Here is a 14,996-nt window from a genome sequence, read left to right on the forward strand (position 1 = left end):
AACGTACAGGATGGGCTCCCGCCCTCTTCCATACTTCCTTATTTCGAGCCCATCAATGATGCTCCTGCGGCCTTCCTTCCGGACGCTGCTCAGGCTTGTGCTGCTGAGGTGCGGGTCGGGCCTCGCGCTGTGGCTGCGGGCGCTGCGCCTGCTGCTGGGGCCGGGCCTGCTGGCGTGGTGCTGCCTGAGCAGGGCGGCTTACCTGCTGCGGACGCTGCTGCTGAGGTGCAGGCCGGGCCTCTGGCCGCTGTTGCGGAGCTGCTGCAGGACGCTGCTGTTGCGGTTGCGGGCGCTGCGTCTGCTGCTGTGGTCTTGCTTCCGGATGCTGTGCCGGCGCCGCCGGTCGATTTTCCTGCTGCGGACGCTGTACCTGAGCCGGGCGATTTTCCTGGGCTGGATGCTGCTGCTGCTGTGCCGGTGCCGGCCTTGTCTCAGGCCGTTGCTGTGCCGGAGCAGCAGGACGTTGCTCTCCTGGAACAGGACGGTTTTGCTGTTGCGCCGGCGTCGGATGTGCGCCTTGCTGTGGCGCACCAGGATGATTCGCCGGCTGTGCCCCGGGCCGAATCAAGTTTGCACCCTGCTGCGGAGTCGGCCGCGCTTGATTTAACGGCGCCGCTCCTGGCCGTGCCTGATTCTGTGGTGCAACGCCTGGCCGCTGCGGCGCGCTTTGTCCGGGACGCAGTGCCTGCGGGCGATTCGCCAGCTGCTGTTGCCGTGCAGCTAATCCAGGATTGGCAACATTTCTTGCGGGAGGCTGAGCTGCCGGCGCGCGATAAGGCGTTGCCAACGGACGCGTCATAGCTGCGACCTGCGGTCGCCCCTGGTTAACGGCGTAGTGCAGATCGCGGTTCTGGCTCGCTTCGCGCACGTGCTGAGCCTGCGCATTCAGCGGAGGCAGGTGTGGATCTCGCGCCGCCATCACTTCCGCCTGGCTGGGACGCGCACGTAACCCTCCGGGTCCGCCGTTATAGCTTACGCGGCTTGTGTTGTAGTTGTTGATCGTGACGTTGTTGATGGTTACGTTGTGAACATACACATTCCGCACCACAGTCGTGTTCACATTCGTAATCGAGCGGTTATAGAAGAAGTTGCTGTTGCTCCAGTAGCCACCGTAATAACCGCTGCCCACGTATCCGTGCCCATAGTTGATGCCGCCATAGTAGCCAATGTGCGGGCCCCAGTATCCGTGATGCCATAAGAACCGCCCGGTGACGAAACCCCAGAAGCCAGGTGTCCAAAGCGCGCCAGTATAAGGTGCGACGACCCACACACCAGGAACCCAGTAGTATCCCGTCGACTGGTAATTCCAGTAACCCGGTGTCCACATATAGTTCGGCCCCGGGCACGGAGGCTGCTCATACACTGGAATCGGCGGAGGAGCTTGCGGAGCATACACAGGTGCCGCGCCGGCGGAATAATCGTAATACTCGCTCTGATCTGAGCTGACATCTGCTGCCGGAACTTCGCTTGGCTCTGTGTACGTCGGCGCGCTCTCATCCGGTGCCGGAGGAACAGCCTCGCCGCTCGATACCGGCTGCGAAGGCTGCACTGTACTTGGTGCAGCTGCTGTCGACGGTGCGGTCGCTGGCGCGGTTGATGGTGCAGCGCCTGGTGCTGCTGTACTCTCAGCGGGAGCCGGTGGAACAGATGTATCACCCGGCGCCATATTGGCTGCTGCGGGATCAGTAGACTGGTCTGGCATCTGTTGGTTCTGTGCTGTCTGGTCAGCTTGCTTATTGCATCCAGTGGCGCCGCCAATCAGCATCATGGCAACGGTGGCCGCTGCCCCATACTTCTGAAAAGAGTGCATATCTCTTGCTCCGAATGGCTTAGATGCACTTTCAGTTAGAAAGTCGTGCAGATACAGCTTTTTCGACAAACTTTATTGCCGTACAGCACCCTCAGCGAGCGAAACCTTAACTCTAGCTGAATGCTTAAACTTGCCGCACCGAAACACATGGGGCAGTAAAGAGCGCATGCAATTATTTTCCGATACAGAAAGTAGAAAAAATCAGGTTCAAAATATCATCGGATGTTGTTTCACCAGTAAGCGAATCCAGCTGGCGCAGTGCTGCATAAAGATCAAGCAGCAGCATCTCGTGTGGAATTTTTTCCTTCACAGCTTTCTTTGCCGCAGTCAGTGCACCGAGCGCCGCTGTCACCGCCTGGTGATGACGCACGCTGGTCAGCATGCCATCTTCGTTGCCCGAACCCGATCCATGTAAAAGGTTCAAAATCGCAGCGCGCAGTTCCTCCAGCCCTTCGCCCGTAACAGCAGAAGTGTGGATGGCGCTGAATCCGTCAGATGTTTGCGTTTGCTCTAAATTAAGATCGCTTTTGTTTGCAACAACCAGCGCTCTTCTATCTGTCAATGACTGAATCAGCGCAGCCTCATCGTCACGCAAGGGAACCGATGCGTCCAGCACCACCAGAACCAGATCAGCGTCCGCCAATGCCTCGCGCGATTTCTGTATCCCGATTGATTCCGCTTCGTCCGAAGCCTCTCGCAAACCTGCGGTATCAATTAATTCAATCGGAATGCCTCCGATCGACACGCGCTCCGTCACCAAGTCGCGTGTTGTTCCAGGAATGGCCGTTACAATGGCACGCTCACGTTCTACAAGACGGTTAAAGAGCGAAGACTTGCCGACGTTCGGACGCCCGACAATCGCCAGTGCCAGCCCGGAATGCACAATGCGTCCCTGCTCGAAAGAGCGCACTAATTCTGCAATCGGTACAGTTACAGATTCAATACGGCTCGTGATTTCGGAGTCCGGCGCAACATCCACATCATCTTCAGCAAAATCAATGCCAGCTTCCAGGACAGCAATCAACTCGACCAGCTTCTGCTTGATCGGCTTGACGCGCCGTGATAGTGCTCCATCGAGCTGCTGTGCAGCAATGCGTGCCTGATAAAGCGTCTGCGATTCGATCAGGTCACGCACCGCCTCGGCCTGCGTCAGATCCATACGTCCGGAAAGAAACGCGCGCTCGGTAAACTCTCCTGGGTTCGCCAGCCGTGCCCCACCCCTGAGCGCCTGCCTCACCAGCAGATCAAGAATTACAGGCGATCCATGCGCCGCAATCTCAACTATGTCTTCCCCTGTATAGGAATTGGGTCGGGCGAAATAAGTAACAACGGCCTCATCTAACTTCGTCTGCGTCTCCGGATCGGCAATCTCAGCAAAACGCGCGCGCGCATGCTCCAGTCCGCTACGCATCTTCAGCAGTGGCCCTGCGATCTCAACTGCGCGCGGGCCTGAAAGGCGCACTATCCCGATGCCACCGCGTCCCGGCGGGGTCGAAACAGCAACAATGGTCTCATTCGCAGAAAGAGCTTGTTCTGCTGCGGATTGTGGATTGGGTTGCACAGCTATCAGCGCGGGCGTGCTTTTGCCTGGTCATATCCCTTGGGATAGGCAACAACAAACCGCCGCAAACCTTCGCCGCTCGACGCAGTCTCTACATCTTCGTATCCGCGGAAAGCAAGATGCAGCATGCGTCGCTCGCGCGAGCTCATGGGAGCAAAGCTGTATGGCTGCCCAGTACGGCGAACCTTGTCTGCTGCAGTCTCCGCAGCCAGTTTCAGTTCACGCGCGCGCATGGCTTTGAAGTTGTTCGCGTCGAAAGAAACCTTGTCGTGCTCTTCTGTTTCCAGGCGGATAATCTTTGCTGCTACATGTTCAAGCGAGCGCAGCAACTCTCCGCCACGTTGCGTCAGCAGAAATGCATCCGGCCCGGCAAGCTCCACATATATCTCGCGCGCTTCCAGGCCTTCAGGATCCGCAGCACCTTCGCCCGCAGTAATCCTGTACTTCAGCCGAAGACCGCCAAGCGTTGTCAGGTTTTTGAGGAATGCGGCAATTTTCTGAGCTGCTGCAGAATAGTCGTCAATTGGCATCGACTTAGTATCTCATTGCAGTTGGTTAGGACGCTAACCAGGGTCTTTATGTTTTCATTATTGCTCTGGTTCTCAGTCTGCCCTCAGCGAAGCCGAAGGCTCCAGTCCTAACTACGCCACCGGAGCGTGGTCAGCCCAGACATCGGATGCTTCATCGGCTGTCCTGTCGCCGCGGATTCCAGCCGTGCCTGCTTCAATGCAAAATACCACTTCGCCGGGCGGTCTGCATCATCAATCAGCATCAGTGTTGGATCATATTTCAGCCCTTCGGCCTGCTGGATCATCGTTACCTGGTCCTGCTCCACGAAACGCCTGCCGAAGAACATCGCAATCGAAGTCACAAATGGAATGTGATAGAAAACATTCCACGCCCCATAGACATCGATGCGGCATGCATTTGCAACTGTGGGAGTTACAGTTGTGATGCTGGCAAACCACTTGTCGCCCGCGCGGATCGTCTCATAGCGCCGGTTGGGCAGCACAAAATCAATGGTCGTCGTAATCGCCTCGCCATATACGCCCAGCAGCTTGTAAGGCGCGCTGTTTGCTGAAGGCGCATGCGACGACATGCGAAAACCCTGCTCGATCGGCTCGAAATGCTTTTCCTTCTCGTGAATGCTCGCCTGTTTGCGCCACCACCACGACTGATGCACGAACGGCCCGTGCGCCGGATCCATCAATCCAATAATGCCGTGGTCCACATTGCAGGGCAGATCAGCCGTCAAATGTGCTGAGCGAAATTTCGTGCTGAACTTCGGCACCTCCGGAACGGGCGGCAGCGCCGCATTATCCGTACGCACCCGCCCTGAACCCGGCTCCGGCACATATACCCACACATATCCATCGCGCTCCTCGCAGGGAAAAGCCGTTCCATAAATACGCGTCGGATCGAGCGTGTCGTGACTGGTCAACGATGGAATTTCTACACACTGACCACCGCACGGCTCAAAAGACCATCCGTGATATTTGCATGTGAGTTTCTGACCATCGAACCACCCATAGGAAAGAGGAATGCCGCGATGAGGACAGCTGTCACGCATCGCAAAGATGCGGCCATCCGAGCGCCTGCCCACCACCATGGGAATACCCATGAGCATCGTAGTCACAAGCTTCTTGCCCAGCAGCAGCTCGCTGCGCATCGCTGGATACCAGTCGTTATAGATAAGCGTTGTGACCGGCCCCTGCGGCGCGGCAATCGGAGTAGCTTTCGTCACCATCGTTTTAACTATATCTCGCGAATGTTGTAATTTATAGATTACAATCGACTGGTGATCGAAATCCGACGGTACCTTACTCGTACAGGCAAGGATGTTATCGGTGATTGGTTATCCGAACTAAAAGATCTAAGGGCACGTGCAAAAATCTCAATCCGAATTGACCAATTGGCAGCTGGAAATTTCGGTGACTGCAAATCGTTGCGTGATGGGCTTTACGAATTCCGGATTGATTGGGGCCCCGGTTATCGTTTGTATCACGCAATGATTGGCCGGACATGTGTGCTGCTATTGTGCCGGTGGAGATAAGAGGAAACAATCAGCAGACATCACTAGAGCTTTGGAATATCTCACGGACTACAGGAAAAGGACGGTCCAGTAATGAAGCGCAAAACAAGCATCTCTCACGATGCAGCAATAATTGAAGAACTTAAGAAAGACCCCGCATTTGCCGCCGAATATCTTCGCGCCGCATTGGAAGAAACAGATGAGCCGCAGGTGTTGCTGACTGCCCTGCGTCGCGTAGCCGAGTCCAAAGGCGGGATTGCCAAAGTAGCAAAAAGCGCCGGCATAGAACGGGAAAGTCTCTACCGCGCTTTGTCTTCCAAAGGCAATCCAAGACTTTCTACACTGGTCGCGGTCATGCGCGCTGTTGGATTAAAGCTCAGCGTCGAAGCCGCATAAACTAAAGACAAGAGGAGATATTCAGCAGATAGCCATCCTCTTCACTCAGCTGTTTCACGGCTGATCACAAAGCCATCACCAGCAACTTGCGCTCCGTCATCTCTTCCACCGCATAACGAACTCCCTCGCGCCCGAACCCTGAATCCTTCACACCGCCATAAGGCATAGGATCCAGCCGCCACGTAGGCGTATCGCCGACAATTAATCCACCCACATCGAGCGATTCATAAGCGCGAAAGATTCGCCCCGCATCGCGCGTAAACAGACCAGCCTGCAATCCATATCGCGAGCGATTCACTTCATCGAGCACCGCATCGAAATCATCGTAAGGCTCAATCGCTAGCACCGGTGCGAAGACCTCTTCATCGAGCACCTTCATCCCATTGCGTGTCCCGGTAAGCAGCGTCGGCTCCACCATTGAGCCTTCACGCGAGCCGCCCGCAAGCACTGTAGCGCCGGACCTGCGTGCCTCATCAATACAGCTCTCGATGCGCTCCGCATCCGACAGGCGAATCACCGGGCCAACATCCGTAGCCTCATGCACCGGATCGCCCATTACCAGCGTTCCAGCATAATGAACCGCGCGGTCGACAAACGTATCGAAGACAGCCCGCTCCACATAAACACGCTGCACTGAGATACAGCTCTGCCCCGCATAACTCGTCCCCGCAGTCACTGCCTTCTTCGCAACCGCATCGATATCCGGCCAGTCGCCGTGAACGATCATTGCCGCATTCCCGCCCAGCTCCAGCACCACGCGCTTCTTCGCCGCTTTCTGTTTCAGCGCCCACCCCACCTTCGCACTCCCCGTAAAACTCAGCAGCTTCAACCGGTCTTCGTGCTCGAGCAGAAACTCCGCATCATCGTTGCTGAGCGGCAGCACCGCCAGAGCATCCGCCGGCCATCCCGCCTCCACCAGAAAATCCCCCAGCTTCAGCGAGCAGAACGGAGTCTGCGGCGCAGGCTTCAACAGCAGCGGACAACCCGCCGCAACCGCGGGCGCAAGCTTGTGCGCCACCAGGTTCAGCGGAAAATTAAAAGGAGTAATCGCAAACACCGGCCCAACAGGGAAGCGCCGCACCATCCCCCATCGGCCTTCATTGCCGGCAAGCAGGTCGAGCGACAACACCTCGCCGTCCTGCCGCACTGCCTCTTCTGCCGCAGTCGTAAACGTAAAAGCAGCGCGCTCCACCTCAACCCGCGCCGCCTTCAATGGCTTGCCCGCCTCGGCAACAATCAGCCGCGCCAGCTCATCTTTCTGCGCCGAAATCTTCTCCGCCACATCCAGCAGAATGCGCTTGCGCTCATAGCTCGCTATCTTGCGCATCACAGCAAACGATCGCTCCAGCAATCGCGCAGCTTCTACTGCATCCTTCCGCGAAGCCTGCCGGACTGTTCCCACCAGGCTCTGTTCCCAGGGAGAGCGAATCGCAACCGCCTCGCCGTCAAAATGCTCTTTCCCGCCAAGCAGAAAGCCACGATTCATCGAAGAAGACTTCGCCATTTCTTCCCTTTTCAAGTACACTCTCCTTGCATGACTGACGGACGCCGCCCTGTACGATACGATGCCGCTCTCGCCTGCCGCGAGCTGGCCGCCGCCGACCCCAAACTTGGCCTGCTGATCGAGCGCGCCGGCCCCTACACCCTCCGGCTCAAGAGCCAGCACTCGCCTTTTGAGACGCTGCTCGAATCCATCATCTACCAGCAGCTCCACGGCAAGGCCGCCGCCGCGATTCTAAAACGTCTGCTCACCTTGTTTGGAGAAATCCATCCCAGCCCCGAGCACCTGCTCGGCGCCAGCGACGACATGCTGCGCTCCGTAGGATTGTCAGCCGGCAAATCAAAGGCTCTGCGCGACCTCGCTGCCAAAACCATCGACGGAACCGTCCCCACGCTCGCTGCCATCCGCCGCATGTCCGACTCCGAGATCGTCGACCGTCTCACGCAGGTCCGCGGCATCGGCCCATGGACAGTAGAAATGCTCTTGATCTTCCGCCTCGGCCGCCCCGATATTTTTCCAGTAACTGACTACGGCGTGCGCAAAGGCTTCTCGCTGACTTTCAAGAAGCTGCCGAAGAACAAACCCTTCGACGCAAAGATGCTCGCCACTCCCGCTGAAATGCTGCGCCGCGGAGAAAAGTGGAAACCCTGGCGCTCCGTAGCCAGCTGGTATTTGTGGAGAGCCTGCGACCTGAACGGAAAACCATCCCCACCCCCCGAATAGAAGCAGCCTTGTAACTCAGGAAGAACCAGGGTGCCCCACGTTCGCGAAGCTAACGTGGGAGGTTCGCAGGATGACACTACAGGCTCAAAGATTTAGTTGCGTGTTGAAAAACAATCTACTGGATTGCCTCTGTGTTCTCTGCGTCCTCTGTGGTAAAGTTTTTGCGGTTTGCTTCTCCCGCAGATGCGATCAGTCCGCCGACTCCGCCGCCGGCAACGCAGCAGCAGAAACCATCACCCGCGAAGCGCCAACCACCATCATCCCCAGCACCCAGAAAACAATCGTGAATCCGGCAGCATTCATCAGCACCCGCGCATACCCAAGCGTGGTCACATCCACAAATGGATAAGGATAGTAGCCAACGATCGAGCCGCGCAGCAGCGTGTATCCGAGATAACCCAGCGGATAAAGCAGCCATTGGCCCGCAGCCTTGATGCGCAGGCCCGATTTATCCGCGAACACCACCCAATAAATCACGTAGAAGACCGGTGCAGCATCATGCACCAGCGCATCGGCAACCTTCGCCCATCCGACCGGATGATACAACTGCCGCAGCAGCAGGTTATACACCGCTCCCACCACCACGATGTAGACCAGCGTGCCGCCGCGCATCGAAGCACTTGCAAACCACCTGCCCGCAGCCGATCCGGAAGCAAGCAGCGGCAGCGCATACCCAGACACCACCAGCAGATTCGTAAGGATGGTGAAGAAGCTGAAGAAGCGCACCACCGCCTCCGCAGTCGAAAGCCCCGGAATCTGCATCATGGAATAAAACTGCAGCCCGACGCCCGCGATTCCGATCAGCGCGCCCGCAGCCATCATCGATTTCTCATGGAGAGACGTGGTCTGCATAGCCCAGAACACCTCTACTCCAGAATCATATCGAGTGCGGTGAATTTTCAATCCACTAAATAAATGCTGTCATTCTGCCCCTGACTCTGAGTGAGTCAAAGGGCAACGGGTAGTGTCTCAGTTTGATAAGCGGACCTCTGGTTATTGGTCACACCGCCAATGCGACGCGTAGATTGTTTCCAATCTCACTCCCGTGCAACGTCGACGTAAGCTATTCTTCTGATGAACCTGAGGCGGAGGCTTTGTAGCATGGCAAAGCTCGTGTATGCATTGAACCAGTCTCTGGACGGCTACGTCGATCACATGAAAATGGGGCCACCCGATCCTGTGCTCTTTCGTCACTTCATCGAGATGACACGCGGTCTGACGGGCACGGTATACGGTCGACGCATGTACGAGATCATGCGTTATTGGGACGATGACCTTCCGGATTGGGACACGGAGGAACGCGACTTCGCGGCGGTGTGGCGGAGCCAGCGGAAGTGGGTCGTGTCGCGCTCGTTGAAGTCGGTCGGCCCCAACGCCACCCTCATCGAGGGTGACTTCGAGGCGATGATCCGCGGGCTGAAGGCTCAGTTGGATGGGGAGATTGACGTAGCCGGACCAAATCTGGCAGGGAGCCTGACCAACCTTGGTCTCATTGATGAGTATCGAGTCTACCTCCATCCCATCGTGCTTGGGTCTGGCCAGCCGTTCTTCGCCGGCCCCCGGCCGCGGCTCCGCCTGGTGGCCAGCGATCGAATTGGCGAGGACGTGATTCGGTTGACGTACGTTCCTGCTTGATCGCGCGCCTCGCCCGAAGACGCACCTACTTCAGCCGGTACACGCGCACATAATCAAAATCCATCTTGAACCCGGCCGTATTCTCCGCCGAGATCCCGATCTGTGCCCCCGCACCAAGCTGATGCTGCCATGTGCCGCCTTTCACCCAGTGTTCGCCGTCATTCGAGCTGTACGCCGTATACAGCTCGCCCGCGCTGCCATTGCTGTGCCGCACAACCCGCAGCCACGTCGTCTCTCCCGGAGGACCGCCCACCTGGTGATCGTATGTCGGATAATTCGCCGGCACCGGCCCCACCTGCTTGCCGAACTCCACCTGCCGCGTATCGAAGATCGGCACCACATCCAGCTTGATGCTGTTCTGGTCATCCAGATAAATAAACAGTGCGCCCTGCGCGTAGTTGTAGCAGCATGAGTTGTCGAACGGAACGCTCGTCGTCACCTTTGTCTCGACCATCCAGTCGCCGCTCGAAGGCACAGGCTCGGCCAGAATCGAGACATGCGCAGGATCAGGAGTCTCATCCGGCCCCTGCGTCACGACCTCATATGCGCCGCCCGTCAGCATATACGCATTGTTCGCGTTGGGATGAACAAAATGCCACTGCGAAGAAAGCGTCGAGCCGTTGAACTCATCCGAGAGATTCGTGATCTCCGCGCCCGGCTGGTCTGCCGTATTGATCTTCGTGACGTAGGCATTCGTCTGCCCAGACTGCGCTGCCGGAGCAGGCTGCGCCGTCATCGAAGCACCATAGCCGCCGCGCACCACCGGCCAGCCATTCACCCAGTCAATTGGATCGATCAGCGCAGGCCGCCGCGTCGCTCCCGGAAATCCACTGAAATAAGGCCCATTCAGATCCACCGAGTGGTACAGCATGTAATCCTGCCCCGCGTCATCGGTAAAGACCACATTGCCGCCCGGCCCCGCCCAGCGATTGCCGTTCGCCGCAATCGCAAACCCTCCGCCCGCCGCAAATGTTGTCAGCGAGACTCCGTTCTGATCCAGGAACGGCCCCAGCGGTGACTTCGCACACCCCACCCGCACGCTGTATCCCGTTAACGGACCATCGCAGCAGTTTGAAGTCGAAACCATCAGATAGTAGTAGGCGCCATGCTTCCAGAAGTTCGCACCCTCGGCGTAATTGTCAATCGCAATCTGCGTCTCCGAGCTTGCGTCTGAAGTCAGTCCATCCGCCGACAGCTTGCGGATACTCACGCCGCCATTGAACGTGCCATACGAGATGTAGCGCTGCCCCGAACTGTCCTGAATCTCATCCGGATCGATCACCACCCGCTGAATCGAGCTGTTATAAGGATTCTGCTCCGGAGCCACCACCGGCGCGCCGCTATCCACCCACGGCCCCGCCGGACTCGCGCTCGTCGCCACGCCAATCGCGCTGCCGCCCAGGTCCGAGTTCGGAGCTGCATAGTAGAGGTAATACTTCCCGTTGAAATACTTCACCGCCGGAGCCCAGAACTGCCCCGTCGCCGTGCCCACCCACGCCGGAGTCTGCGTAAACGCATCCCCGACGTATGTCCAGTGAATAAGATCTGTAGATTTGAACTGGAGAATCAGGTGCGTCTTCAGGTTCCCATTCGCATCCACATCGCTCGAGTTGAGCGCATCACCCGTGCAGTACAAATACCAGGTGTCCACCTTTTTGACGGTCTGCTTGATGATCGCCGGATCAGGGCAGCTCACCGCCGCACCCTGATTCGTAGTGTTCAATATGAGTGGATTGGTATAAGTCGCAGGTCTTGATGAATTAGATGGACTGGATGATTCCGTCTGTCCAAAACAAAAACCTGAGAAAACAAAGAGAACAACCGCAATCCTTTTGCACCAGAGCATGGGGGAGGGCTCCTTCGAACGAGGAAGTACACGACGGCGAGCAGTGTAAGCGCTTCCATAAATCTTGGGCAACCACTTTCCACAAAAAGAACATGAAAATTTTCTGAGAGATTGACTCGTACGAGATCAGCCACCGGCATACGCCTAAGCAAAAGAGATTTTAGATGACCTGTTTCTAGCGGCGTAATCGTTAAGGCAGGGGAGCGCCAGGCAAGGATTTCCTGTCTTGCAATATCCAGGGTCGTAAAAAATATGTTCCGTCCGCTTTCTCCCCGACAGACACACCATAGGATTTGAATGTGTTGATGAATAATCCCCAGGTGCTGGTATTTTCCTTTTCTCCACTGGTGTCGGCATCCAGTGCTCCCAAAACTACTACGCCATTGTGATGGATTGGTGATCCCCAGTTGTCGAATTGAAGCTTCCCCACTCCATAAGGATTCAATTGCATGGAGACGGCGTAATTACCATTCTCGTCTTTTAAATCCAACATTGGTTCTTCTGTCTTGATCGCAGGATAGCGCGGAGGATTTATTTTGAATTCTCCTCGAACTCGGCCTTGATTGTCGATAAGTTCAAGCTTATGCGTACGAATCGTGTCCATCACATCATTGCTGGCTGAACTACGCGATCCCGAGGCTTCTCGGCGCCGATCCAGCGCGTGCGTGATCAGCACCGAGAGAATGACAGAAATAACGACTGTAATCGAATGCCTAATCCACATAGAAGTCTGTTACGTCTTTCTTAGGGGTATTGATCTTCCGATTTAGGTGTCCATGGATTGGGACAATTATCGTATATCCACTTGGTGAAATCATCGCTGTTGTTTACTTCAATCAAACCGTAACTAGCGAAATGGCTGAAAATATCATTGTCAGTCCATCCAGTAAATCGATGCACTTGTTCATGTATGACTGTAAACTCCCTCCGTCTGTTACTGGTGTGCTGTGCAGCCGTTCCATAAAAATTCGGGAACAGGTTTATAGGCCTACCAGGAGCCGTTGAATCGGTGTCAGCCGACCAGTTCGGATCATGTGCTGGCGTATTCGGTGCTCCTGCGGGGTATTGATTAATTGTTGCAGTCAAGAGGTCTGCAAAGAACTGAGATTTTGTATAGCTGCCGCCAATTGCAGCCGCGAAGTCAGCATCGCATGTAGCAGGAAAATCCCCCTGTGCATAAGAGATCAAAAGATTTGTATCGATTGGATAAACTTTGGTTTCTGCAGTATTACCTATGTGGATATTCGAAGTCTTCATCTGTTGTTCTGGACCTGGTCCTATCCACACATATGTCAGGGGATGTATTGACTCATCTGATGAGTAAAACTCAAAATTATATGGGTCCAAGTAGAAATACTGAATAGGTTTCCCCGGAGGGGGTTCCGCATAATCACGAACACTTGCGACTCCCAAGTGAGTAGAAGTCACCGTGTATGTGGTACCGGGTGTTCCGGCGAAAGTCAAGATGACTTGAGCTTCGTTGCCGCCGGTTTCGTGAAGTTGCCCAGACGCAACAAGATTGCCCTCTCCATCGTTAACTTTGCAGGCGGTGAAGGCTGATAGTAACTCTCTGCAAGACCGTCGAGTAAAGTGTCACAAACTGCAGTAACTATTCCGGTTGTCTGGTCTATATCGATGTTGGCGCTGCCTGTGATTTCCTGACCATGTACCTGTATCACACTTGCAACTAAAATTGCAGCAAGAGGTAAATATCGCAAGATGCGTCTAGTCCTCATCCTATTGATCTCCCTTGCTTGTTCCATGATCGGTGGAATGCACAAACTGGCTGGAAGTAATATTTGTCTGCCGAATGTGTTTGTCAGCTCGCTCGAAATCTTCCTGTTTTAACTCACTTCGAAATCGATCACGATATCGAAGAACCAACACATCCTCTGATTCTTGCAATGAGACTAATTCAGGGGGAGGTGTAATATCTGTGCTCGGCTTAGCAATGCCATTGGGGAACCGTGCATGAAATGTAGAGAGTGCGTGCTGTTTTTGCTCGTCTATCGTTGACAGCTCAATCTTGAAATCGGCGGCGATTCTTTCGAGCTTCGATGCGTCCTCATCACTAAGTTCTAAGCGATTACTGATGAGTCTCCTGTAGTAGGCCTTATCTTCAGATGTAGCCTCACTCCTGTTGGTGATTTCATTAAATGCACAGACCTTTCGAAATAGCATCTGATACGCATTGATGATCGTCTTATCTGGCATCTGCTGAGCAGATAAAGTATGTATGTTGATTGACGCGAGTAGCGGTAGTGCGATGAATATCCGCAGGATGGCTTGTTTAACTGCTAGATAGTGGGTCATCGTGCCCAGGAGACTAGCATGTATAACTAGTGTAGTGAAGCGGGTACGTCACCGATTTGAAGACAGTAGGAGTACCTTGGTAATCTTAATTTTTTATAGGAAGAATTCCTCATCTACGAAACCATAATGAAAGAACAGGATTTGCTTTTTCTCCTTTGCACGGACAACCTGCTTCGTAGTTGAATACGAAATCTAACCCAGCATCTCCAGCAAAGTATCAAAATCCTCCAGCCGCGAATACTCAATAATCACGCGCCCGCGCCCATGCTTGTCCTCAATCCTGACCTTCAGCCCCAGCGACCGCTGCAGCCGGTCCTGCGCCTCGCGCACATTCGGATCGACAGGCTGCTCTTTCGTCTTATCTTCGCCATTCTGTTTCTTCTCTGGATTTAGCAGCCCCTGCACGTAGCTCTCCGTCTGCCGCACCGACATCGAGAGCGCCGACACCTTCTGCGCCGCCTTCAAAATGCTTTCCGGATCTTCCAGCGGCAGCAGCGCCCGCGCATGGCCGAAGCTCAGCTCGCCGCCTTCGACCTTCCCCTGCACTTCGACCGGAAGTCTGAGCAGCCTCAGAAAATTCGCCACCGACGCGCGGTTCTTGCCTGTGCGCTGCGCCATCTGTTCCTGCGTCAGTTTGAACTCACGACCCAGCCGCTCATACGCGCGCGCCTGCTCCATCGGGTTCAGGTCCGTGCGCTGCAGGTTTTCGACGATGGTCATCTCCATCGCCTGTTCGTCTGACACCTGACGGATAATCGCCGGCACCGTCTCTTTGCCCGCCTTCTGTGAAGCCAGCCAGCGACGCTCGCCGGCAATCAGCTGGAAGCGCCCATCTGCCACCGGCCGCACCAGAATCGGCTGCACCACTCCTGTCACCGCAATCGAGGCCGCCAGTTCCGCCAGCTGCTGCTCGTCAAAGCGGCTGCGTGTCTGGTAAGGATTGCGGTCAATCATGCTCGCCGGAATCTCGCGCGGCTTGCCCGCTTCCGATTCGTTAGGTAGCGCGTCTTCCCGCGGAGGCGGCGGAGGTGTAATGGCCGCATGCACCCGCGGCAGCAATGATTCCAGCCCCTTACCCAGGGCCCGCCGTTTCGGAGTCTCAGTAGCTGTGCTCATAATCCTTCCAGTCTTTGCATCAAGTTCTTAGCACTCTGTGATACCTCTGTGCTCTCTGTGTCC

Annotated in this window: 15 protein-coding genes; 4 read left to right on the plus strand and 11 right to left on the minus strand. The window is 55.6% G+C overall.

The annotated features are described in order from the left end of the window. Positions 1–52 precede the first annotated feature (52 nt). From AC5S16_RS08260 to AC5S16_RS08275, 4 genes are all read right to left on the minus strand, one after another. Complete coding sequence (locus tag AC5S16_RS08260) at positions 53–1,810, minus strand: hypothetical protein (protein ID WP_493929569.1); 1,758 nt, start codon at positions 1,808–1,810, stop codon at positions 53–55. 172 nt (positions 1,811–1,982) lie between these two features. Next, positions 1,983–3,371, minus strand: a complete 1,389-nt coding sequence (gene mnmE, locus AC5S16_RS08265; RefSeq protein ID WP_493929570.1) for a tRNA uridine-5-carboxymethylaminomethyl(34) synthesis GTPase MnmE — start codon at positions 3,369–3,371, stop codon at positions 1,983–1,985. 5 nt (positions 3,372–3,376) lie between these two features. Continuing rightward, complete coding sequence (locus AC5S16_RS08270; protein ID WP_493929571.1) at positions 3,377–3,901, minus strand: Jag family protein; 525 nt, start codon at positions 3,899–3,901, stop codon at positions 3,377–3,379. A gap of 107 nt (positions 3,902–4,008) precedes the next feature. Next, the gene (locus AC5S16_RS08275; RefSeq protein ID WP_493929572.1) at positions 4,009–5,118 is read right to left on the minus strand and encodes a Rieske 2Fe-2S domain-containing protein; all 1,110 of its coding nucleotides are present in this window, start codon (positions 5,116–5,118) and stop codon (positions 4,009–4,011) included. A gap of 51 nt (positions 5,119–5,169) precedes the next feature. On the opposite strand from AC5S16_RS08275, the gene AC5S16_RS08280 reads away from it, so the two are divergent. Continuing rightward, positions 5,170–5,424: a type II toxin-antitoxin system RelE/ParE family toxin gene (locus tag AC5S16_RS08280; RefSeq protein ID WP_493929573.1), complete on the plus strand. Its 255-nt coding sequence runs from the start codon at positions 5,170–5,172 to the stop codon at positions 5,422–5,424. Between the two features lie 72 nt (positions 5,425–5,496). Then, the gene (locus tag AC5S16_RS08285) at positions 5,497–5,799 is read left to right on the plus strand and encodes an addiction module antidote protein (protein ID WP_493929574.1); all 303 of its coding nucleotides are present in this window, start codon (positions 5,497–5,499) and stop codon (positions 5,797–5,799) included. 64 nt (positions 5,800–5,863) lie between these two features. Here AC5S16_RS08285 and AC5S16_RS08290 read toward each other — a convergent pair whose 3' ends face one another. Further along, positions 5,864–7,318, minus strand: a complete 1,455-nt coding sequence (locus AC5S16_RS08290) for an aldehyde dehydrogenase family protein (protein ID WP_493929575.1) — start codon at positions 7,316–7,318, stop codon at positions 5,864–5,866. 15 nt (positions 7,319–7,333) lie between these two features. Here AC5S16_RS08290 and AC5S16_RS08295 point away from each other — a divergent pair, with 15 nt between their 5' ends. Next, positions 7,334–8,023: a DNA-3-methyladenine glycosylase family protein gene (locus AC5S16_RS08295; protein ID WP_493929576.1), complete on the plus strand. Its 690-nt coding sequence runs from the start codon at positions 7,334–7,336 to the stop codon at positions 8,021–8,023. 189 nt (positions 8,024–8,212) lie between these two features. Here the strand turns inward: AC5S16_RS08295 and AC5S16_RS08300 are convergent, their stop codons facing one another. After that, the gene (locus AC5S16_RS08300; RefSeq protein ID WP_493929577.1) at positions 8,213–8,875 is read right to left on the minus strand and encodes a Pr6Pr family membrane protein; all 663 of its coding nucleotides are present in this window, start codon (positions 8,873–8,875) and stop codon (positions 8,213–8,215) included. Positions 8,876–9,124: 249 nt separating this feature from the next. Between AC5S16_RS08300 and AC5S16_RS08305 the strand changes: the two genes are divergently transcribed. Continuing rightward, positions 9,125–9,658 (plus strand): dihydrofolate reductase family protein, encoded by a 534-nt coding sequence (locus AC5S16_RS08305; RefSeq protein ID WP_493929578.1) that lies wholly within the window; start codon positions 9,125–9,127, stop codon positions 9,656–9,658. Between the two features lie 25 nt (positions 9,659–9,683). Here the strand turns inward: AC5S16_RS08305 and AC5S16_RS08310 are convergent, their stop codons facing one another. The 5 genes from AC5S16_RS08310 to AC5S16_RS08330 form a co-directional block, all read right to left on the minus strand. Then, positions 9,684–11,381, minus strand: a complete 1,698-nt coding sequence (locus AC5S16_RS08310; protein WP_493929579.1) for a glycoside hydrolase family 43 protein — start codon at positions 11,379–11,381, stop codon at positions 9,684–9,686. Positions 11,382–11,694: 313 nt separating this feature from the next. Then, the gene (locus tag AC5S16_RS08315) at positions 11,695–12,228 is read right to left on the minus strand and encodes a hypothetical protein (RefSeq protein ID WP_493929580.1); all 534 of its coding nucleotides are present in this window, start codon (positions 12,226–12,228) and stop codon (positions 11,695–11,697) included. Positions 12,229–12,248: 20 nt separating this feature from the next. After that, positions 12,249–12,761 (minus strand): hypothetical protein, encoded by a 513-nt coding sequence (locus AC5S16_RS08320; protein WP_493929581.1) that lies wholly within the window; start codon positions 12,759–12,761, stop codon positions 12,249–12,251. A 480-nt stretch (positions 12,762–13,241) separates the two neighbouring features. After that, entirely contained in the window at positions 13,242–13,817 is a 576-nt protein-coding gene (locus tag AC5S16_RS08325; protein ID WP_493929582.1) for a hypothetical protein, read from the minus strand. Positions 13,818–14,009: 192 nt separating this feature from the next. Beyond that, positions 14,010–14,933, minus strand: coding sequence for a ParB/RepB/Spo0J family partition protein (locus AC5S16_RS08330; RefSeq protein ID WP_493929583.1), 924 nt, complete (start codon positions 14,931–14,933; stop codon positions 14,010–14,012). Positions 14,934–14,996 lie beyond the last annotated feature (63 nt).

The organism is Acidobacterium sp. FHG110202_01, assembly GCF_059115305.1.